This is a genomic window from Plantactinospora solaniradicis (assembly GCF_042658085.1).
In the GTDB taxonomy this organism is placed as follows: Bacteria; Actinomycetota; Actinomycetes; order Mycobacteriales; family Micromonosporaceae; genus Plantactinospora; species Plantactinospora solaniradicis.
On sequence record NZ_JBHSPR010000037.1, the window covers coordinates 491,009 to 512,043 of the forward strand.

Genomic DNA, 21,035 nt, shown 5'->3' on the forward strand with positions numbered 1-21,035 from the left:
GGGTGGCCACTATTGCTCCAGAGCGAGGATGCCGGGGAGGGCCTTGCCCTCCAGGTATTCCAGCGAGGCTCCCCCGCCGGTGGAGATGTGCCCGAACGACGACTCGTCCAGACCGAGCGCCCGTACGGCGGCTGCGGAGTCACCGCCACCGACCACGGTGAAGCCCTTCACGCCGGTGATCGCCTCGGCCACGCCCCGGGTACCGGCGGCGAACGGAGCCAGCTCGAAGACGCCCATCGGGCCGTTCCAGAACACCGTACGGGCCGTGCCGATCGCCTCGGCGAACTCGGAGACGGTCCGAGGGCCGATGTCGAGGCCGAGCCGGTCGGCCGGGATCTCGTCGACCGGTACCGTGTCGTGCCCGGCGTCCGCGCTGAACTCGGTCGCCGCCACCACGTCCACCGGCAGCACGATCCGGCCGGCGCCGCGCTCCAGCAGGTCGCGGCAGGTGTCGAGCATCTCCTCTTCGAGCAGCGACTTCCCCACCTCGTGCCCCTGGGCACGGAGGAAGGTGAAGCACATTCCGCCACCGATCAGCAGCTTGTCGACGGTGGGTAGCAGCGCCTCGATCACGGCGAGCTTGTCGGAGACCTTCGAGCCGCCGAGCACCACCACGTACGGCCGGTCCGGCTCGTGCCGCAGCCGCGCCAGTACCTCGACCTCGCGCAGCACCAGCCGGCCCGCGACGTGCGGCAACCGGGCCGGTACGTCGTAGACGCTGGCGTGCTTGCGGTGCACCGCGCCGAACGCGTCGTCGACGTACGCGACCGCGAACGCGGCGAGCTGGTCGGCGAAGGCCCCCCGCTCGGCGTCGTCCTTGCTGGTTTCGCCCGGGTTGAACCGCAGGTTCTCCAGCAGGGCGACCTGCCCGTCGCCGAGTCCGTCGACCGTCTTGCGGGCGGACTCGCCGACCGTGTCGGCGGCGAACGCCACCGGGGAGCCGAGCAGCTCGCCCAGGCGGGTGGCCACCGGGGCCAGGCTGTACTTCGGGTCGGGCGCACCCTTGGGCCGCCCCAGGTGGGAGCAGACCACGACCGCCGCCCCGGCGTCCCGCAACGCGGTCAGCGTCGGCAGGACGGCCCGGATCCGGCCGTCGTCAGTGATCGCGCCGGTCTCCTTGTCGAGGGGCACGTTCAGGTCGGCGCGTACCAGCACGCGCCGACCTGACACCCCCTCGGCGAGGAGATCGTCGAGGTTGCGGATGCTCACAGCGACTTACCGACCAGCTTGACCAGGTCGACGAGACGGTTGGAGTAGCCCCACTCGTTGTCGTACCAGCCGACGACCTTGACCTGGTTGCCGATCACCTTGGTCAGCCCCGAATCGAAGATGCAGGAGGCCGGGTCGGTGACGATGTCGCTGGAGACGATCTCGTCCTCGGTGTAGGTGAGGATGCCCTTGAGCGGGCCCTCGGCGGCGGCCTTCATCGCGGCGTTGATCTCTTCCACCGAGGTGTCCCGGCCGGCGTCGATCGTCAGGTCGGTCGCCGAGCCGGTGGGGATCGGCACCCGCAGGGCGAAGCCGTCGAGCTTGCCCTTGAGGTCGGGCAGCACCAGGCCGATGGCCTTGGCGGCACCGGTCGAGGTCGGGACGATGTTCAGCGCGGCCGCGCGGGCCCGGCGGAGGTCCTTGTGCGGGCCGTCCTGGAGGTTCTGGTCCTGGGTGTACGCGTGGATCGTGGTCATCAGCCCCTTCTCGATGCCCACCGTGTCCCGCAGCACCTTCGCCATCGGGGCGAGGCAGTTGGTGGTGCACGAGGCGTTGGAGATGATGTTGTGCTTCGCCGGGTCGTACGACTCGTGGTTGACGCCCATCACGACCGTGACGTCCTCGTTCTTGGCCGGCGCCGAGATGATGACCTTCTTGGCCCCGCCGTCGATGTGCGCCTTCGCCTTGGTGGCGTCGGTGAAGAAGCCGGTCGACTCGATCACCACGTCGACACCCAGGTCACCCCAGGGCAGCTTGCCCGGGTCCTTCTCGGCGAACACCTTCAGGGTGTGCCCACCCACGGTGATCTCGTCGGCGCTCGCCTTGACCTCCTGCGGCAGGCGGCCGAGGATGCTGTCGTACTTGACCAGGTGCGCCAGCGTGGCGTTGTCGGTCAGGTCGTTCGCGCCGACCACCTCGACGTCGGCGTCCGACGCGAGTACCGCGCGGAAGAAGTTGCGGCCGATCCGGCCGAAGCCGTTGATGCCAACCCGGATGGTCACTGGGTCCATCTCCTCGTGTGTTCTGGTTCGCCGCTGTCAGCCAGGCGGCGGCGAAAGTGGGTGCGCCGACCGCTGAAGCCGGCCGCTGATATGTCACCCGGCCGCCCCGCCGCGACCCGACCTGACCGCGTCGAGGCGATGGGCCCCGAGGCGGAGAGCGCGGCGAGAAGCCGGTTCCGGCCCCGTCGCCGTACGCTGCGACCTTATCCGAGCGCGAGACGTCGCGCTGCGTCGGGGCATAATCCGACCCATCCGCCGCACGGACCGGGTCAGATCGAGCTGACCTGGGGGTTGGATCGAGCCCGCCCGGGGCGTGGCCCACGCCGACCCGGAGGTGGGAACGAGCCGGCCGCCGGGTCAGACCGCGAGCATGTCCGGAGTCACCGCCGCCTCGGTGTCCGGAATGCCGAGATCGCGGGCCCGCTTGTCGGCCAGGGCCAGCAGCCGCCGGATCCGTCCGGCGATGGCGTCCTTGGTCAGCGGCGGATCGGCCAGGGCGCCCAACTCCTCAAGGGACGCCTGCCGGTGCTCCAGCCGCAGCCGGCCGGCCGAGGTGAGATGATTGGGGGCGTCCTCGGCCAGGATCTCCAGTGCCCGGGTCACCCGGGCGGCGGCGGCGACCGCGGCCCTGGCCGAACGGCGCAGGTTGGCGTCGTCGAAGTTGGCCAGCCGGTTGGCGGTGGCCCGCACCTCGCGGCGGACCCGGCGCTCCTCCCAGGACAGCACGCTGGAGTGCGCGCCGATCCGGGTCAGCAGCGCGGCGATCGCGTCGCCGTCCTTGACCACCACCCGGTCGACGCCGCGGACCTCCCGGGCCTTCGCGGTGATGCCGATCCGCCGGGCGGCACCGACCAGGGCGAGCGCGGACTCCGGCCCCGGGCAGGTGATCTCCAGCGCGCAGGACCGGCCGGGCTCGGTCAGCGACCCGTGCGCCATGAAGGCGCCCCGCCAGGCCGACACGGCGCAGCAGACGTTCGCCGCCACCACGTGCGGCGGCAGGCCACGCACCGGCCTGCCGCGTACGTCGAGCAGGCCGGTCTGCCGGGCGAGCGCCTCGCCGTCCTTGACCACCCGGACGATGTAGTGGCTGCCCTTACGCAGGCCGCCGGAGGCGAGTACGTGGATTTCGCTCGAGTATCCGTAGACCTCGGCGATCTCGCGGCGGAGCCGGCGGGCCACCGCTCCGGTGTCGAGTTCGGCCTCGACCACCACCCGTCCGGAGACGATGTGCAGTCCGCCCGCGAAGCGCAGCAGGGCGGCCATCTCCGCCCGCCGGCAGCAGGGTTTGGGCACGTCGACCCGGCTCAGCTCGTCCTTGACCGCAGCCGTCATCGCCATCTTGTCGTCACCTCGTGGGCCGGTTCCGGCGGGTGCCGGTGATTTCGTACGTGCTTCGTGATTCGTACGTGCTTAACGATCGGCGCCCAGGAGAGGCACCAGCGCGGCTCCCAGCGCTGCCGGATCGTGCTGGGGACCACCGTCCGGTACGGCCACCGGGGCGAGCACCAGCCGCGCACCCAGCGATTCTGCCGCACGATGCACCGGCTCGGGGTCACCCACCGCCTTTCCGTCCGCGACCACCGCGTCGACCTTGAGTTCCGGCAGGTACCAGCCGAGCGCCGCCAGGTGGTCGGCGAGCGACAGATCGAGGGTCTCCGCCTCGTTGGCGAGGTTGAGCGTGACCAGCCGCCGGGCCGGGCTGGCGACGATGGCGGCGGCCAGGTCCGGCACCAGCAGGTGCGGAATCACGCTGGTGTACCAGCTACCCGGCCCGAAGATCAACCAGTCGGCGTTCCGCACCGCCGCGACCGCCTCCGGACAGGCGGTCGGGCCCTCCGGGGTGAGCCGTACCGACTCGACCCGGCCGTCGGTGACCGCCACCGCGTGTTGTCCGCGTACGGTCAGCACCGCTCCGGGCCGGCGCGGGTCGGCGCCGCGGACCCGGGCCTCGATCCCCACCGGCTGGCAGGACATCGGCAGCACCCGGCCGACCGCGCCGAGCATTCCGGCGGCGTGGTCCAGCGCGGCCACCGGGTCGCCGAGCAGCTCCATCAGCCCGCACAGCACGAGGTTGCCGACGGCGTGCCCGGCCAGCGGATCACGCCCCGCGCCGCCGCTGTCGAACCGGTGCTGGAAGAGTTCCGCGCTGCGCCGCGTACCGGGCCGGTCGGCCGCCAGCGCGGCGAGCGCCTGCCGCAGGTCGCCCGGGGGCAGGGCGCCGCGATCGGCGCGGAGCCGCCCGCTGGAGCCGCCGTCGTCGCCGACGGTCACCACGGCGGTGATCTCCAGGTCCAGGTCCGGGGCGCAGTGCCGCAGCGCCCGCAGCGACGCCGCCAGGCCGTGTCCGCCGCCGAACGCGACGACCCGCAGTCTCACTCGCGCCCCAGGTCGCGGTGCTGTGCGTTGGCGGAGAGCCGGGCCTGCCGCAGCCGGGAGGCGAGTTCCTCGGCGATCGCCACGCTGCGGTGCTTGCCGCCGGTGCAGCCGACCGCCACGGTCAGGTAGCGCTTCCCCTCCCGCTCGAAACCGGGCGCGGTCGCGTTGATCAACCGGGCGTACGTCTCGACGAAGGTCACCGCGCCGCGTTGCCCGAGTACGTACCGGCTGACGTCCTCGTCCCGACCGGTGTGCTCGCGCAGCTCCGGCACCCAGTACGGGTTGGGCAGGAACCTGGCGTCGAGCACGAAGTCCGCGTCCGGCGGCAGGCCGTACTTGAAACCGAAGGAGAGCACGGTCACCCGCAGCCGGCGGGCGTCCTCGCCACCGAACAGTTCCTCCACCCGGCGACGGAGCTGGTTCACGTTCAGGTGGCTGGTGTCGATGATCACGTCGGCCAGGTCGCGGGCCTCTTCGAGCAGCCCGCGCTCGACCGCGATGCCGTCGGCGAGCCGGCCGTCTCCCTGGAGCGGGTGCGAGCGCCGGACGCTCTCGAAGCGCCGGATCAGCACCTCGTCGTCGGCGTCCACGAAGACCACCCGGGGCTGGAAGCCGCGTTCCTTGAGCGCCCGGATCGCCCCGGCGAGGTCGGTGGAGAACGCCCGGCTGCGGACGTCGAGCACCATCGCGGTCTTCCGGGCCGCGCCACCGGCCCGGAAGGCCAGTTCCGCCATGTCGAGCATGAGCGCCTGGGGGAGGTTGTCCACGACGTAGAAGCCGACGTTCTCCAGTGCCCGCGCGACGGTGCTGCGGCCACCCCCGGAGACCCCGGTCACCACGACCAGGGCCGTGTCGGACCGGGTCGGGTCCGCCTCGGACCGGACCTGCACCGGTCGTACCCCCTCCGGTCCCGGCTCCGCCTCGGGCATCTCGCCCGTCGGCGAGCCGTCGGTCGCCACCCGCGTCCCGCTCATGCTCCACCCCCAGCCGTACGCGCCTGCCGGATCGACGGTACGCGCCGATGGGCACGTTCCCGAGCGGTCGACCATCCGGCGAGGTTGGAGACGTAATCTACCCGGCCGTCGCAATCCGGCCGGGCGCCGGGCCTCGCGGTCCCGCGTCCAAATTTGCTAAAGACACCTCTAGAAAGATATCTTTAGGATGTGACCAAGCCAGAGATCCGGCTGACCGACCCGCGCGCTCTCCGGGGGTACGCGCATCCGCTGCGGATGGCGCTGGTCGGGCTGCTCCGCCGGGAGGGCCCGATGACGGCGACCCAGGCCGCCGAGCGCCTCGACGAGACCGTCCCGAACTGCTCCTACCACCTGCGCCAGCTCGCCAAGTACGGCCTCGCCGAGCGGGCCGAGGGCGCCGACGCGCGGGAACGGCCCTGGCGGGCCACCGCGCAGACCACCACCTGGGACGACCTCTCCGACGACCCGGCGGTACGCGCGGCGGCCAACGAACTCAACGCGGGCATCCTGGACCACTACCTCGCCCGGGCCCGGGCCCACCTGGACCAGCGCGCCTTCGAACCGGTCGACTGGCGGGCGGTGCTCGGCTTCGGCGACGCGCTGGTGCACGTGACGGCGGCGGAACTGGCCGAGCTGACCCGCCGGATCGAGGCCCTGCTCGCCGAGTACGACGAGCGCCTGACCGACCCGTCGACCCGGCCCGCCGGATCCCGGGCGATCGGCGTCATCCAACTGGTCGTGCCCATCGCGCCCTTTCCGGCGGCCGAAGCCGGAGAGCCGGGTCCGGCCGGAGGCCCGGGCCCGGCAGCGGCGGACGGTACGGGCCGATGACCGGCACCCTCGCCCCACCGGAGGTCCCGGCCCACCGTGGCCGACGCTGGCTTCCGGTCCTGCTCCGGCAGGCACCGTTCCGGCGGTACTGGTCGGCGCAGACCGTGTCGCTGTTCGGCGACCAGATCTCGATGCTCGCCCTCCCCCTGCTGGCGGTCCTCGGCACCGGGGCCGGTCCCGCCGAGATGGGTTACCTGACCGCCGCCGCGGTGATTCCGAACCTGCTCTTCTCGCTGGTCGTCGGCGCCTGGATGGACCGCTACCCGCACAAGCGCCGGATGATGGTGCTCGCGGACCTCGGCCGGGCGCTGCTGCTGGCCGCCGTGCCGCTGGCATACCTCTTCGACGTGCTCACCCTGGGCCAGCTCTACGTCGTGGCGTTCCTGACCGGCACCCTCGCGGTGCTGTTCGAGGTCGCGCACAGCACCCTGTTCGTGTCGCTGGTGCCCCGGAAGGACTACGTCGACGCCAACGCGCTGATCAACGGCAGCCGGGCGATGTCGTACGTGGCCGGGCCGAGCGTCGGCGGCTTCCTCGTCCAGGTGCTCACGGCGCCGGTCGCGCTGGTCGCCGACGCGGTGTCGTACCTGGTCTCGGCGGCGTTTCTGGCCAGGATCCGGCCGACGGAACCGGCGCCCGCCGACGGTGCGGGTCTCGGCATCGGCCAGGGGCTGCGGTTCGTCTTCCGCTCCACGATCCTGCGCTCGGTGCTGCTCGGCACCACCACGCTGAACCTCTTCAACTACATGTTCACCGCACTCTTCGTCCTCTACGTCACCACCGAACTACGGATCTCGCCCGGCCTGCTGGGCCTGGTGATCGGCGTGGGCTCGGTGGGCGCGCTGCTCGGCGCCGCGCTGACCGGCCGACTCGTCCGGCGGTACGGGATCGGCCCGACGGTGATGCTGAGCTTCGTCCTGTTCCCCGCTCCCCTGGTGCTGGTGCCGCTCGCCGACGGCCCCACCCCGCTGATCGTGGGTGCCCTCCTCGTCTCCGAGTTCCTCTCCGGGTTCGGCGTGATGGTGATGGACATCGCCGTCGGCTCGCTGCAGACCGCCGTCATTCCGGAGATCCTGCTCGCCCGGGTCACCGGCGCGAAGCGCACCGTCAACTACGGCATCCGGCCGGTGGGTGCCCTGCTGGGCGGCGCACTGGGCGCCTGGATCGGGGTACGGCCGACACTGTGGATCGCCACGGTCGGCGCGCTCGCCGGGTTGCTCTGGGTGCTCCCCTCGCCGATCCCGAAGCTGCACGACCTGCCGGAGCCGGACGAAGTCCCCGCCCCACAGCGGTGATCCGGCCCGGCGCCGCAGGCGCGGCACCGGCGCACACCGGATGACAAAGGTCGATATCCTGCCGGGAATCGACGAGCCGGGTGCGCCGCCGTCCGCGGGCTGCCGTCGTGACCGAGGTCGGTGGGAGGTGCGGTCGGATGACGTTCCCGCTCGTGGACTGCGACCTGCGCGTTCCGCTCGGGGCGACACGGTGACCGGGCAGCTGGCCCGGACCCTGCGCCGGGAGCGGGTACGTTGGCGGTTGTCCCGCAAGCCGCTCCGGCTCGTGGTGCAGGGAGTCGGGCTCGCCGCGCTGGCGTTGACCGGGTTCACGTTCCTGCGGACCAGTGGCGAGATCAACGAGACCGCCGCGTCGATCCTGGTCGCCGTCGTGTTCGGAGCGGTGACCGTGCTCCAGCAGCGCCAGTCACAGCGCCGGCAGCACACGGTCGGACTGATGACCGCGTTCCAGAGCGCGGAACGACTCAGTACGGCGGACGTCTGGATGGCCGGCCGGATCACCTCGGGGCGGACGGTGGACGCGGACCTGGCCCCGGACGACGAGCGGCACGTCATCCCGTTGCTCGACTACTACGAGTTCCTCGCCGTCCTCGCCGTCCGGGGTCTCGTCGACGTACCGCTGCTGCTGAATCTGCGGGGCGGCACGATGACCAGGTGCTTCGACCTGTGCCGGGGATACATCGAGGACCGGCGGATCCGTGCCGGGGCCGAGGTGTACCAGGCGCTGGAGATGCTCGCCGCCGAGTACCGGCGTCGGGTCGTCGGGCCGGCCTGAGAAGAAGACGCCGGCCTGAGGGGAAGACGCCGCTGGCCGGGCCCCGTGGTACGGGGACCCGGCCAGCGGGATTGCTGCCGTCATGCGGTTGTCAGCTGTGCGTCCAGGCGCTGGCGACCAGGTCAGCGGCCTGGTTCTCCCACTTCGCGTACGCGTCGGGGTACGCCGACACCTGCACCTTCTGCGCGGCGTCCGTCAGCGGCATGTCGTGCCACCCGTCGACCTGCTTCAGGCCGTCGAGGAACGCGGTGGTCGAGTACTCCGGATCGGTGATCTGATCCGGCGAGCCCCAACCGGAACTCGGCCGCTGCTGGAACAGACCCAGCGAGTCGTGGTCGTTGCGATCACCCAGGTGACCCAGGTTCTCCAACTTCGACTCCTGCAGGCTCGTACCGACCGCGATCACGGCGGCACGCTCGTCCAGACCGGCCTTCTTCGTGGCCTTCACGATCTGCTTCACGTTGTCGGACTGCTCACCCGACAGCGGAATCGACTGCTGCTCGCCCTGCACACCGTGCGGAACCAGCTTGTCCCGGGCCGGCTTGGCCTTGGAATCCTTGTCCTTGTCGCCCTTGACCGAGTTGGCCACCGCCTGGGCGACCGAGACCGGCTGCCCCTGCTCCGGGGCGGCCTGTGCCGCTACCGCCGGGCCGGCGACCGCGCCGCCGACGAAGGCCAGACCGGCCAGGCCCAGCGCGCTCTTACGGATGATCGAAGTCTGCTCGATGGCCGGGAGCCATCGGCTGAACAGAGTCGTGTTCACGATGGTTGCCTTCCATTCGGGGATGAACACCCCACGGGGGATGCGGGATGTCAATGGAGAAGTCCGCGCCAGGGCCGGAAGGCCCCGGGGACAGGCTCGCCCGAGCGGGGGGCGCTCGGGCGAACACTATATGTAACGACCGGGGGCCCTGGATCATTCCCGGCCCGCCACCCAACAGCCCAGCTCACAGGCCGTGGTACTCGGTCGTACGGGTAATGTAACGACCGGGCCCCCGCCAACATTCCGCCGGCCGGGCCCCGGAGCGTGTTGATCATGGATCGCCCCCGGACCCGCGAGGCGGGGCGCCCGGAGTCCGCCCGACAACGCCCGTCGGGTGATTTGTCTCAGCCGCGGCCCCGGTGGAACAGGGCGATGCCGCCGACGGCCAGGACGCCGACGAGCACGGCTATTCCGAGGCGGGACATGTCCGTCACGCTCATGAGGAGGCCGGTGACGCCCAGGAACACACCGACGAGGTCGAACAGGGACGCTCGGGTCAGCTCGCCGCGTTGAGCCCCTGCCGGTGGGCTCTCGCGGGTCGTAGCCACGTCGCTCGTCGACCCGTCATCGGTCCGGGGTCTCCGGGTGGACCGCACCGACCAGAGCCGTGGCAGGTGGTAGACCAGCGCGGCCAGTCCGAGGCCGGCGACGCCGACGAGTGCGTAGCCGAGCGTGCCACCGAGTACCACCTCGTACCAACGCCGGTGAGCGTCGTGGAACATCCACTGTGCGAGGTAGTAGAACCCGACCAGTGAGGCGACTCGACCGGCGAACACGAGGCGGCCCTGCGCCACCGCCAACAGGCGCCGCTCGGCGACCAGCACCATCCAGCGCAGCGCCACCACGATCATGGTGGGCAGCAGGCCCTGGAAGTTGTGGATCTCGATGCCCTCGTCTTCGAGGATGTGGTACGGCTCTATGGCGGCGGTGACCGCGAACACCGTCACGACAACGACGTCGACAGCGACCAGCAGTCGCCAGACGACATCCGCCCGTTTCACCCGAAGACCGGTCACCAGCCTCATGGTCCTCGATGTCCGACCCATTTACCACCATGAGCACCACCTGACCACCGCAGCGAGATCGATGACATCGACACATCCATCGACGACCCTTTGGCGATAACCTTTGTCGATGCGTATTCCACGGAAAGTTTCCTTCTTCTCGGTGGGCATCCTGGTGCTGGTGCTCGGGGTCGCGGCGTCGCCGCCCACCGCGAGCGCGGCCGACGTACGGCTCAGTCAGGTCACCGCCCGCAGTGGCGCGGCCTTCGCCCTGACCCCCGACTTCAGCCTCACCAGCTACGCCAACGCGCTGGCCAACCGGATCGGCGCGGACAACGTGGCGGCGGTGCTGGACACCGCCAACCGGTCCGTCACCTCCTGCAACAGCAGCCAACTGCTCGCCCGGCCGGAGCACTACGCCCGGACCGACATTCCGCTCGCCCCCGAACAGATCATCAGCTCGTCCGACCGGTTCTGCTGGAACGCCGAGGACAGCTCCGCCACGCACTGGCTGCCGCAGGGCATCACCGGCTCCTCGGACGCGGACGACGACCACCTCTGGGGCGACGACCGGGTGATGATCGTCGCCTCGCACTACTCGGCGACCATCGCCGGCACCTCGTACGACAAGGGCGCCCGGCTGTCCATGGTGGACCGGGCCACCGGCCGGTACCGCCAGGTGCTGCTGGTCGAGCCGACCAGGACGAGTACCCCCAACTACCGTTCCGCGGGCATCCACGCCGGCGGCATCACCTGGCTGGGCAACTACCTCTACGTCACCGACACCGCGGTCGGGATCCGGGTCTTCGACATGCGCAACTTCCTCTGGGTGGACGCGGCCGACGGCCAGCTCGTCGGCCTGCACGGCGGCGTCTACAAGGGACACGGGTACTCGTACGTGCTGCCGCAGGTCGGCATCTACCGGCAGACGGAGGTGCAGAGTTCCTGCGTACCGGCGACGTCGTCGTTCTGCTTCTCGTCGCTGACCCTGGACCGCAGCACCACCCCGGACACCCTGGTGGCGGGCGAGTACCGCAACAACGTCGACACCGCCAACCTCAACGTCGTCGGCGGCCGGGTGCTCCGCTATCCGGTCGACTCGTCCACCCGACAGTTGACGCTGAGCGGCGGCAAGGCCGTACCGGCCGACGCGGTGACCATCCCGAAGTCGAACATCCAGGGCGTGCAGACCTGGGACGGCGTCTACTACCTGGGCCGCTCCTCGGCCGACAAGCACAGCTTCCTGTTCACCGGGCCGACCAACACCACGATGGCGACCTGGAGTTGGGGCATCGGCGGCGAGGACCTCTACCACGAGCACAGCGGGACCGGGTCCGGGATCGGGGCGGGCCGGATCTGGACCGCGACCGAACACTACGTCGACCCGAACGGCTCGGTCATCGACAAACGCGTCGTCTTCGCCGTACCGCTCGCCGAGACGTCCTGAGCCGCTCCGTACCGCCCGAACAGGTCCAGGCCGACGGGATGATGCCCGGTCCGGCGGGGGTGCCCGCCCGCTGACGCGTCACCGCGCCTCGGGGGCCTCCGCCGGATGCAGGGCCGCGACGATCGCCTCGGCGGTACGTCGACCGACGCCGGGAACCTCGGCGATCTCCTCCACCGTGGCCGCCGTGAGCCGCTTGACCGAGCCGAAGTGCCGCAGCAGGGCCTTACGGCGTACCTCGCCCAGGCCGGGGACCTGGTCCAGTCCCGACGTCGTCATCCGCTTGGAGCGGCGCTGCCGGTGGAAGGTGATGGCGAACCGGTGGGCCTCGTCCCGGACGCGTTGCAGCAGGTAGAGCCCTTCCGAGGTCCGGGGCAGGATGATCGGGAACTCGTCGCCGGGCAGCCACACCTCCTCCAGCCGCTTGGCCAGCCCGCAGAGCGCGATGTCGTCGATGCCCAGTTCGGCCAGCACCTCCGCTGCCGCCGCGACCTGCGGTTGCCCACCGTCCACCACCACCAGTTGGGGCGGGTAGGCGAACTTGCGGGGCCGACCGGTGGTCGGGTCGATGCCGGGACGGTCCGGATCCGAGGCCATCTCCTCGCCCAGCTCACCCGTCTCGCCACGGGTCTGGAGGTAACGGGAGAAGCGCCGCCGCAGCACCTCGGAGAGCGCCGAGAGGTCGTCGGTGGCCCCCCGTACCGCGAACCGCCGGTATTCGCTCTTCCGGGCCAGGCCGTCCTCGAAGACGACCATGCTGGCCACCACGTCGGTGCCCTGGATCTGGGAGACGTCGTAGCATTCGATCCGCAGCGGAGCGGTCCGCAGGCCGAGCGCCTCGGTGATCTCGTCGAGCGCTTCGCTGCGGGTGGTCAGGTCACCGGCCCGACGCAGCTTGTGCCGGGTCAACGACTCGCCCGCGTTCCGGGCCACGGTCTCCAACAACGTCTTCTTGTCCCCGCGCTGCGGCACCCGCAGGGTCACCCGGCTGCCCCGGCGCGCCGACAGCCAGTCGGCCAGCGCGTCCGCGTCCGCCGGCAGCGCCGGCACCAGCAACTCCCGGGGTACGTCCCCCTCCCCCTCGGCCTCGCCGTAGACCTGGGAGCAGAAGTGGTGCACCAGGTCTCCGGTGGTCAGGTCCTCGACCTTCTCCACCACCCAGCCCCGCTGGCCGCGTACCCGTCCGTCCCGGACGTGGAAGACCTGGACCGCCGCCTCCAGCGGGTCCTCGGCGAAGGCGACCACGTCGGCGTCGGTGCCGTCGCCGAAGACCACGGTCTGCTTCTCCATCGCCCGGCGCAGCGCCGCGACGTCGTCGCGCAGCCGGGCGGCCTTCTCGAACTCCAGCTGCTCGCTGGCCTCGCCCATCTCGCGTTCCAGCCGGCGGACCATCTGGTCGGTACGGCCGCCCATGAAGTCGCAGAACTCCTCGACGATCTGCCGGTGCTCGTCGGCGGAGGCCCGGCCGACACACGGGGCCGAGCACTTGCCGATGTCGCCGAGCAGGCACGGCCGCCCGATCTGCCCCTGCCGCTTGAACACCCCGGACGAGCAGGTCCGGGCCGGGAAGACCCGGAGCAGGAGGTCCAGCGTCTCGCGGATCGCCCAGGCATGGGAGTACGGCCCGAAGTAGCGCACCCCCTTGCGCTTGACTCCCCGCATCACCTGGAGCCGGGGAAACTCCTCGTCCAGGGTGACCGCGAGGTAGGGGTAGGACTTGTCGTCGCGGTAGCGGACGTTGAACCGGGGGTCGTACTGCTTGATCCACAGGTACTCGAGCTGTAGCGCCTCGACCTCGGTGCCGACCGTGACCCAGTCCACGCTCGCCGCGGTGGTGACCATCTGCTGGGTGCGCTGGTGCAGGTTCCAGACGTCGCCGAAGTAGGAGTTGAGTCGGCTACGCAGGCTCTTCGCCTTGCCGACGTAGATCACCCGGCCGGTCGGATCACGGAACCGGTACACCCCGGGTACGTCGGGAATCGTGCCCGGTGCCGGGCGGTAGGTAGCGGGGTCGGGCACGTCGACAAGCGTAGTCCGTACCCCTGTCAAGATCGGTCGTCACCGCCTGGCGCGGCGGCAGAAGGCCGCCCGCGCCAGACGGTCCCTGGCTCAGGCCAGGACGATGTTGTCGCCGTCGACCGTGATCTTCTTCTCTTCCAGCTTCTTGCTCGCCGGACCGGTCTTGACCGATCCGTCCGCGACGGCGAACTTGCTGCCGTGGCAACTGCAGTTGATCGTGCCCCCGTCGACACTGGTCACCGGGCACTGCTGGTGAGTGCAGATCGAACTGAAGGCCTTGAACTCGCCCTCCTTCGGCTGGGTCACCACGATCTGCTGATCCTGGATGATCTTGCCGCCGCCGACCGGGATCTCGCTCTTCTTGGCCAACGCGTCGCCCCCACCGTTCGCACCGGCCGGCGCGCTCGCCGAGCCACCGGTGGCCGGGGCACCGCCCGCCGAGGGGGTGCTGTCCGCGCTGTCATCGAGGGCGTCGTCGTCGCCCGTGCCGCAGGCGGCGAGCACCACGGATACCCCCACCGCACCCGCACCCGCCAGCAAGGTCCGTCGGGTCTGCGTGCCCGGCCCGGTTACGGCCTGATCGTCACTCATACCTAGCCTTTCTTTCGGCGCCGCGTGCCCTGGTCGTCCGCGGTCACGACCGAAGACACGGGGATATCCACCAACCGGTTCAATTGGACCACCCTCAGGACGATCCGGTACGCCGGACCCGGGCAGCACTCCTCGGCGGTGTCGTCTTCGCGGCCACGGTCTTTCCGCTCTTCGCGGCCTTCGCCGCCGCGCCCGGGGCCGCCTTCACCCCGCCATCGGCCTTCGCGGCTCCGGACGCCTTCGCGGTGCCATTGCCCTTCGCGGTGCCGGTCGCCTTCGCGGTGCCGGTCGCCTTCGCGCTCGCGCCGGTGGCCTTTGTCGGACCGCCGTTGGCCTTCGCGGCCCCGCCGTTGGTCCTCGCGGCTCCGCCGTTGGCCTTGGTCGCCCGCTGGACGGCCGCGGTCGCACCCCGCGCCGGGCCGGTGAGTCCCAGCACCGGGCGCAGGAACTGCCCGGTGTGGCTGTCCGGTACGTCGGCCAACTCCTCGGGGGTGCCGGCGGCCAGGACCATGCCGCCCCGGTGTCCGCCCTCCGGGCCCATGTCGATCAGCCAGTCGGCGGTCTTGATCACGTCGAGGTTGTGCTCGATGACGACCACCGTGTTGCCCTTGTCCACCAGGCTGTCCAACACCCCGAGCAGCTTGCGGATGTCCTCGAAGTGCAGGCCGGTGGTCGGCTCGTCGAGCACGTACACCGTGCGTCCGGTGGACCGCTTCTGCAACTCGGAGGCGAGCTTGACCCGCTGCGCCTCACCGCCGGAGAGCGTGGGCGCGGGCTGGCCGAGCCGGACGTAGCCGAGGCCGACGTCGACCAGGGTCTTCAGGTGCCGGTGGATGGCCGGGATCGCCGAGAAGAACTCCGCCGCCTCCTCGATCGGCATCTCCAGGATGTCGGAGACCGTCCGGCCCTTGTAGTGCACCTCCAGGGTCTCCCGGTTGTAGCGGGCACCCTTGCAGACCTCGCACGGCACGTAGACGTCCGGCAGGAAGTTCATCTCGATCTTGATCGTGCCGTCGCCGCTGCACGCCTCGCACCGGCCGCCCTTGACGTTGAACGAGAACCGGCCCGGCCCGTAGCCGCGGACCTTCGCCTCGGTGGTCTCGGCGAAGAGCTTGCGGACGTGGTCCCAGACCCCGGTGTAGGTGGCCGGGTTGGATCGCGGGGTACGCCCGATCGGCGACTGGTCGACTCCGACCACCTTGTCGACGTGCTCGATGCCGCTGATCCGGGTGTGCCGGCCGGGCACCAGCCGGGCACCGTTGATCTGGTTGGCCAGTACCGCGTAGAGGATGTCGTTGACCAGGGTCGACTTGCCCGAGCCGCTGACCCCGGTGACCGCGATGAACTGGCCGAGCGGGAACGACACGGTCAGGTTGCGCAGGTTGTGCTCCCGCGCTCCCTGCACCACCAGCTCCCGGCCCGGCATCTGCGGCCGGCGCCCCGCCGGAGTGGGGATCGACCGGCGACCCGAAAGGTACGCCCCGGTCACCGACTCCGGGTTGGTCAGCAGGTCGGGCACCGAGCCGCTGTGCACGATCGCCCCGCCGTGCTCCCCGGCCCCCGGCCCGATGTCGACGATCCAGTCCGCGGTCCGGATGGTGTCCTCGTCGTGCTCCACCACGATCAGCGTGTTGCCCAGCCCCTTGAGCCGGACCAGCGTCTCGATCAGCCGGTGGTTGTCCCGCTGGTGCAGCCCGATCGACGGCTCGTCCAGCACGTACAGCACCCCGACCAGGCCGGAACCGATCTGGGTGGCGAGCCGGATCCGCTGCGCCTCGCCGCCGGACAGCGTGCCCGCGGGCCGGTCCAGCGACAGGTAGTCCAGGCCGACGTCGACCAGGAACCGCAGCCGGGCGTTGATCTCCTTGAGCACCCGCTCCGCGATCATCTTCTGCCGGTCGGTCAGGGTCATCGCGCCGAGCAGTTCGGCGCACTCGCCGACCGACAGCGCGCAGACCTCGGCGATGTTCCGCCCGCCCAGCGTGACCGCCAGCACCTCCGGCTTGAGCCGGCTGCCCCGGCAGACCGGGCAGGGGACATCCCGCATGTAGCCCTCGTACTTGTCCCGGGACCAGTCCGACTCGGTGTCGGTGTGCCGGCGCTCGATCCACTGCACCACGCCCTCGAAGCCGGTGTAGTAGGAGCGCTCGCGGCCGTACTTGTTGCGGTAACGCACGTGCACCTGGTCGCCGGAGCCGTGCAGGATGGTCTTCTGCGCCCGTGAGGGCAGCGCCCGCCACGGAGTGTCGACGTCGAAGTGCTCGGCCTCGCCCAGCGCCTCCAGCAGCCGCATGAAGTACTCCTGCGTCTGCCCACCGGACCACGGCTGGATCGCGCCCTCCCGGAGGGTGCGCTCCGGATCCGGCACGATCAGGTCGCTGTCGACCTCCTTCTTGGTGCCCAGCCCCGTGCACTCCGGGCAGGCACCGTACGGGGCGTTGAAGGAGAACACCCGGGGTTCGAGGTCCTCGATCGCCAGCGGGTGGTCGTTGGGGCAGGCGAGATGCTCGGAGTAGCGCCGCTCCCGGTGCGGGTCGTCCTCCGGCAGGTCGACGAAGTCGAGCAGGACCAGGCCGCCGGAGAGCCCGAGCGTGGCCTCGACCGAGTCGGTGAGCCGCTGCTTGGCGCTCGCCTTGACGGTGAGCCGGTCGACCACCACCTCGATGGTGTGCTTCTCCTGCTTCTTCAGCTTGGGCGGCTCGGTCAGCGGGTACACCACGCCGTCGACCCGGGCCCGCGCGTAGCCCTTGGACTGCAACTCGGCGAAGAGGTCGACGTACTCCCCCTTGCGGCCGCGCACCACCGGGGCCAGCACCATGAACCGGGTGCCGTCCTCCATCGCCAGCACCCGGTCGACGATCTGCTGCGGGCTCTGCTTGGAGATCCGCTCGCCGCAGATCGGGCAGTGCGGCTCACCCACCCGGGCGAAGAGCAGCCGGAGGTAGTCGTAGACCTCGGTGATCGTGCCGACCGTGGACCTCGGGTTGCGGGAGGTCGACTTCTGGTCGATCGACACCGCCGGACTCAGGCCCTCGATGAAGTCGACGTCCGGTTTGTCCATCTGGCCGAGGAACTGCCGGGCGTACGACGACAACGACTCGACGTATCGACGCTGACCCTCGGCGAAGATCGTGTCGAAGGCCAGGCTGGATTTACCGGATCCGGAGAGCCCGGTGAAGACGATCATTGCGTCGCGTGGCAGGTCAAGGTTGACGTCGCGCAGGTTGTGCTCACGCGCGCCACGGATGATCAGTCGGTCGGCCACTGTCCGCGCACTCCCGGGGAGAAAAAGTATGTTCTGTCCGATTTAGCGACGCAGAGAAGCGCCTCGGCAACTCTAGCCCCGGCGTATGACAGTTTTCCGCACCCCGACATTCCCGCAGCTCAACGACCCGGCTCTCCCCACCGGCCGGTCCGGTGCTCCTTGTGGATCCGCTTCCACCGCTGCCGCTCCTCGGCGGACAGCCGGGCGTCCCGGCGCCGCATCTCGAACGCGACCTCACGCTGGAGTTTCTGCCAGCTCGCCCACCGGCGCGGAGCCAGCTCGCCGGCCTGGAGGGCGGCCAGAACCGCACAGCCGGGCTCGCCCCGGTGTCCGCAGTCGGCGAACCGGCACGCCGCGACGAGCTCCGCGACGTCCGCGAACGCCTGGTCCAGGCCGGCCGCCGCGTCGAGCAGACCCACCGCCCGCACCCCCGGGGTGTCGAGCACGGCGCCACCACCCGGAATCAGGATCAGTTCCCGGTGCGTGGTGGTGTGCCGGCCCTTGCCGTCCACCCCGCGTACCCCCTGGGTGGTCATCACCGTTGCCCCGGCCAACGCGTTGACCAGCGTCGACTTGCCCGCACCCGACGGCCCGAGGAGCGCCAGCGTACGTCCGGCGGCGATCCACGGCCGCAGCCGCGCCAACCCGGTCCCCCGCTGGGCGCTCACCGGCAGCACCGCCACCCCCGGCGCCACCTCGGCGAGCTGCGCGGCGACGGCCACCGGATCGGCGACCAGGTCGCACTTGGTCAGCACCAGCAGCGGCTGCGCCCCCGACTCCCAGGCCAACGCGAGCAGCCGCTCGATCCGGCCCACGTCCGGCTCCGGATGCAGCGGCTCGATCACCGCCGCCGCGTCGACGTTGGCCGCCAGCACCTGCCCGGTCGAGTCCTTGTCGGCGGTCCGGCGCACGATCGCGGTACGCCGGGGCAGCACCGCCTCCACCGTGAGCCGCCGGTCCGGCCAGGCCCGGACCAGCGTCCAGTCACCCGCGCAGGGCAGGTTGACGGCGTCCCGCGCCGCCGCGACCAGCACCCCGCCGCCGAGACTGGCCCGCACCGGACCGTCGGCGCAGAGCACCGTGCACACACCCCGGTCGGCCCGGACCACCCGGCCGGGTCGGAGATCATCGCCGCATTCCGGGTACGCGGCGGCCAGCGACGCGTCCCAACCCAGGGACGCGAGATCGAAGGTCATGTCAGCCCTTTGTGTCAGAAGTGGGGTTCAGAAGTGGAAACGGGGGCCACGCGCACTGCGACCGGCATGAATCCCACCTCCTCACAGCTCCGGGTGACGCGTCGGCACTGACGGTAGGCGCTGGCCCGACCACACCGAAAGCCAATTCCGGCGGCGGCGCCGGATCGGCGGTACGCCGCCTCCACCCGGCTTGGACGACCGACCGATAGGGTCGTAAGCCGTGACACTCGACCCACTCGTACTTCTGCCCGAGGTGGACCGGGCGACGGACCGACTGTTACGGACGGTCGCCGAACTCGACGACGTCGCAGTCGGCGAACCGTCCCTCCTCCCCGGCTGGACCCGTGGACACGTGCTGACCCATCTCGCCCGGAACGCCGACAGCTACGTCAACCTGCTGACGTCGGCGCGTACCGGCGAGGACGTGCCGCAGTATCCCAGCCCGGCGGCCCGGAACGACGGCATCGCGGCGGGGGCCGGCCGGACCGCCGCCGCCCAGCTCGCCGACCTGCGGGCCAGTGCGGAGCGGCTCGCGGAGACGGCCCGGGAGCTGCCGGCGGAGGCCTGGGCCGCGCAGGTCCGGTCGACCCGGGGGCCACGGGCGGCGGCCACCCTGGTCTGGGGGCGGCTGCGCGAGGTGGAGGTACACCACGTCGACCTGGCCGCCGGATACCACACCGCCGACTGGCCGGACGCGTTCAGCCAGCGGGTGCTGCACGAGGTGGTGCACGATCTCGCCCGCCGCGACACGCCACTCGCCCTGGTACTGCGTCCGACGGAGACCGGACAACCGCTGCTGCTCGGCCCGGCCGGGCGAGCGGGCGGCGATCCGGGGGCCGGCGCCACCGACCGGGAGGGGGCCGGCGGCACCGACGCGGCGGTCCTGCGTACCGTCGCCGACGCGGACCTGTGTACCGTCGCCGGCCCGGCACACGCGCTGGCCGGCTGGCTGACCGGCCGCAGCGACGGCAAGAACCTGGTAGTCACGCCCACCGGGCCGCTGCCGGCGGCGCCGGCCTGGATCTGATCCGCCGACCTGGACACCTAATCGGAGGCACGAAAATGAGCGAGCGCTACACCGGAGACGTCTCCACCGGCGGACCACCCGACGTGCGGGAGCTGACCGGCCTGACGATCAGCAAACTCTCGGTCGGCCCGATGGACAACAACGCCTACCTGCTCCGTTGCACCGCCAGCGGCGACCAGGTGCTGATCGACGCGGCCAACGAGGCGCCCCGGCTGCTGGAACTGGTCGGCGACGCCGGCCTGTCGGCGGTGGTCACCACGCACCGCCACATGGACCACTGGGTGGCCCTGGAAGAGGTGGTGGCGACCACCGGGGCCCGGTCGCTGGTCCACGCGGCGGACGCCGACGGACTGCCGATCGCGTCCGAGCCGCTCGCCGACGGCGACCGGGTCCGGGTCGGCGAGCGCTGGCTCGACGTCATCCACATTGTCGGGCACACCCCCGGCTCCGTCGCGCTGCTCTACCAGGACGACGCCGACGGACGGCACCTGTTCACCGGGGACTCGTTGTTCCCGGGCGGGGTGGGCAATACCGAGCAGGATCCGGTTCGGTTCAACTCGCTCATCGACGACGTGGAGCAGAAGCTCTTCGACCGGCTGCCGGACGAAACCTGGTTCTACCCCGGTCATGGCAAGGACTCGACGCTCGGCGCCGAACGGTCGGCGCTGCCGGAGTGGCGGGCCCGCGGCTGGTAGGTCACCCGCCATCAGGCCGAGCGTCCTCGGGATGCGCCAGGCTACCCGTGGACGTGTCCCGCCGGGTGGAGGCCGAGGCGGTCCGGCTCGGCACGAACCCGTCTGTGGTCATCCGTGGCCTGGTCGAACGTGCGGCCCGCCCCCAACCCCCGGGGCGGGCAGTCGTTCGGATTGATGGGCTACGCCGGAACGTGCCGCAAGCCGTGGAACGGTCCGTTCACCCCACCGCCTGATTGCCGCAAGCCTGCCCGACCGGCGCTGTTCCCGCCGATGTCGGTGGGCTCTAATGTGCCGATGAAGCCGAAGGCCCGTCACGTTGCCGGAATCCTCGTGACCACGCTCGTCGCAGTGACCCTCCACGCGTCGCCCGCCGCCGCCGACGATCCGCACATCCTGCCGGTCGACCCGGCGGCGATCGACACTCCGGCCGAGATCCGCGAACAGTACGCCCCACCCAAGCCCGACGAGCACGGCCGATCGCCGGTGTCCCCGGAAGCGGCGGCCCGGTGTGGCCGTCCGGCCGCGGAGCCCGTTCCGAACGGCGAGCCGATCGTCGTGAGTATGCCGCCG

Annotated in this window: 17 protein-coding genes and 1 pseudogene; 7 read left to right on the forward strand and 11 right to left on the reverse strand. The window is 71.0% G+C overall.

What is annotated here, in order from left to right; all coding sequences use genetic code 11:
- Positions 1-9 precede the first annotated feature (9 nt).
- The 5 genes from ACFP2T_RS33585 to rapZ form a co-directional block, all read right to left on the reverse strand.
- Positions 10-1,209: a phosphoglycerate kinase gene (locus ACFP2T_RS33585; RefSeq protein ID WP_377428912.1), complete on the reverse strand. Its 1,200-nt coding sequence runs from the start codon at positions 1,207-1,209 to the stop codon at positions 10-12.
- Positions 1,206-2,210 (reverse strand): type I glyceraldehyde-3-phosphate dehydrogenase, encoded by a 1,005-nt coding sequence (gap, locus tag ACFP2T_RS33590; protein WP_377428914.1) that lies wholly within the window; start codon positions 2,208-2,210, stop codon positions 1,206-1,208. Before gap ends, ACFP2T_RS33585 begins: the two co-directional genes overlap by 4 nt.
- A 357-nt stretch (positions 2,211-2,567) precedes the next feature.
- Positions 2,568-3,548 (reverse strand): DNA-binding protein WhiA, encoded by a 981-nt coding sequence (gene whiA / locus ACFP2T_RS33595; RefSeq protein ID WP_377428916.1) that lies wholly within the window; start codon positions 3,546-3,548, stop codon positions 2,568-2,570.
- 72 nt (positions 3,549-3,620) lie between these two features.
- Complete coding sequence (locus ACFP2T_RS33600) at positions 3,621-4,586, reverse strand: gluconeogenesis factor YvcK family protein (RefSeq protein ID WP_377428918.1); 966 nt, start codon at positions 4,584-4,586, stop codon at positions 3,621-3,623.
- Positions 4,583-5,515 (reverse strand): RNase adapter RapZ, encoded by a 933-nt coding sequence (gene rapZ, locus ACFP2T_RS33605; RefSeq protein WP_377428982.1) that lies wholly within the window; start codon positions 5,513-5,515, stop codon positions 4,583-4,585. The genes ACFP2T_RS33600 and rapZ overlap by 4 nt, the downstream gene beginning before the upstream one ends.
- A gap of 234 nt (positions 5,516-5,749) precedes the next feature.
- On the opposite strand from rapZ, the gene ACFP2T_RS33610 reads away from it, so the two are divergent.
- From ACFP2T_RS33610 to ACFP2T_RS33620, 3 genes are all read left to right on the forward strand, one after another.
- The gene (locus ACFP2T_RS33610; protein WP_377428920.1) at positions 5,750-6,391 is read left to right on the forward strand and encodes a helix-turn-helix domain-containing protein; all 642 of its coding nucleotides are present in this window, start codon (positions 5,750-5,752) and stop codon (positions 6,389-6,391) included.
- Entirely contained in the window at positions 6,388-7,686 is a 1,299-nt protein-coding gene (locus ACFP2T_RS33615) for an MFS transporter (protein ID WP_377428922.1), read from the forward strand. The genes ACFP2T_RS33610 and ACFP2T_RS33615 overlap by 4 nt, the downstream gene beginning before the upstream one ends.
- Positions 7,687-7,876: 190 nt before the next feature.
- Positions 7,877-8,461 carry a DUF4760 domain-containing protein gene (locus ACFP2T_RS33620; protein WP_377428924.1) on the forward strand — a complete coding sequence of 195 codons (585 nt, stop codon included), beginning with the start codon at positions 7,877-7,879 and terminating at the stop codon, positions 8,459-8,461.
- Between the two features lie 91 nt (positions 8,462-8,552).
- Here ACFP2T_RS33620 and ACFP2T_RS33625 read toward each other — a convergent pair whose 3' ends face one another.
- Both ACFP2T_RS33625 and ACFP2T_RS33630 read right to left on the reverse strand, forming a co-directional pair.
- On the reverse strand, positions 8,553-9,224 hold the full coding sequence (locus tag ACFP2T_RS33625; RefSeq protein ID WP_377428926.1) for a hypothetical protein: 672 nt from the start codon (positions 9,222-9,224) through the stop codon (positions 8,553-8,555).
- A 344-nt stretch (positions 9,225-9,568) separates the two neighbouring features.
- Positions 9,569-10,240 (reverse strand): hypothetical protein, encoded by a 672-nt coding sequence (locus tag ACFP2T_RS33630; RefSeq protein WP_377428928.1) that lies wholly within the window; start codon positions 10,238-10,240, stop codon positions 9,569-9,571.
- A 118-nt stretch (positions 10,241-10,358) separates the two neighbouring features.
- Here ACFP2T_RS33630 and ACFP2T_RS33635 point away from each other — a divergent pair, with 118 nt between their 5' ends.
- Positions 10,359-11,675, forward strand: coding sequence for a hypothetical protein (locus ACFP2T_RS33635; protein ID WP_377428929.1), 1,317 nt, complete (start codon positions 10,359-10,361; stop codon positions 11,673-11,675).
- A 78-nt stretch (positions 11,676-11,753) separates the two neighbouring features.
- Here the strand turns inward: ACFP2T_RS33635 and uvrC are convergent, their stop codons facing one another.
- From uvrC to rsgA, 4 genes and pseudogenes are all read right to left on the reverse strand, one after another.
- The gene (gene uvrC, locus ACFP2T_RS33640) at positions 11,754-13,691 is read right to left on the reverse strand and encodes an excinuclease ABC subunit UvrC (protein WP_377428931.1); all 1,938 of its coding nucleotides are present in this window, start codon (positions 13,689-13,691) and stop codon (positions 11,754-11,756) included.
- 90 nt (positions 13,692-13,781) lie between these two features.
- Complete coding sequence (locus ACFP2T_RS33645; RefSeq protein WP_377428933.1) at positions 13,782-14,282, reverse strand: Rieske (2Fe-2S) protein; 501 nt, start codon at positions 14,280-14,282, stop codon at positions 13,782-13,784.
- Between the two features lie 310 nt (positions 14,283-14,592).
- Positions 14,593-17,547: pseudogene (uvrA, locus tag ACFP2T_RS33650) on the reverse strand (excinuclease ABC subunit UvrA); the annotation flags it as partial.
- A 119-nt stretch (positions 17,548-17,666) separates the two neighbouring features.
- Complete coding sequence (gene rsgA / locus ACFP2T_RS33655; protein WP_377428934.1) at positions 17,667-18,743, reverse strand: ribosome small subunit-dependent GTPase A; 1,077 nt, start codon at positions 18,741-18,743, stop codon at positions 17,667-17,669.
- 220 nt (positions 18,744-18,963) lie between these two features.
- Between rsgA and ACFP2T_RS33660 the strand changes: the two genes are divergently transcribed.
- The 3 genes from ACFP2T_RS33660 to ACFP2T_RS33670 all read left to right on the forward strand — a co-directional run.
- Positions 18,964-19,770, forward strand: a complete 807-nt coding sequence (locus ACFP2T_RS33660; RefSeq protein ID WP_377428936.1) for a maleylpyruvate isomerase family mycothiol-dependent enzyme — start codon at positions 18,964-18,966, stop codon at positions 19,768-19,770.
- A 35-nt stretch (positions 19,771-19,805) separates the two neighbouring features.
- Entirely contained in the window at positions 19,806-20,465 is a 660-nt protein-coding gene (locus tag ACFP2T_RS33665; protein ID WP_377428937.1) for an MBL fold metallo-hydrolase, read from the forward strand.
- Positions 20,466-20,759: 294 nt separating this feature from the next.
- Positions 20,760-21,035: hypothetical protein (locus tag ACFP2T_RS33670; protein ID WP_377428939.1), on the forward strand; the 276-nt coding region annotated here is incomplete at its 3' end.

Coding starts and splice junctions, on each gene's coding strand:
- whiA (WP_377428916.1), bottom strand. CDS start 3,548: ATGGCGATGACGGCTGCGGTCAAGGACGAGCTGAGCCGGGTCGACGTG.
- rapZ (WP_377428982.1), bottom strand. CDS start 5,515: ATGCCCGAGGCGGAGCCGGGACCGGAGGGGGTACGACCGGTGCAGGTC.
- ACFP2T_RS33615 (WP_377428922.1), top strand. CDS start 6,388: ATGACCGGCACCCTCGCCCCACCGGAGGTCCCGGCCCACCGTGGCCGA.
- ACFP2T_RS33635 (WP_377428929.1), top strand. CDS start 10,359: ATGCGTATTCCACGGAAAGTTTCCTTCTTCTCGGTGGGCATCCTGGTG.
- ACFP2T_RS33645 (WP_377428933.1), bottom strand. CDS start 14,282: ATGAGTGACGATCAGGCCGTAACCGGGCCGGGCACGCAGACCCGACGG.
- rsgA (WP_377428934.1), bottom strand. CDS start 18,743: ATGACCTTCGATCTCGCGTCCCTGGGTTGGGACGCGTCGCTGGCCGCC.
- ACFP2T_RS33665 (WP_377428937.1), top strand. CDS start 19,806: ATGAGCGAGCGCTACACCGGAGACGTCTCCACCGGCGGACCACCCGAC.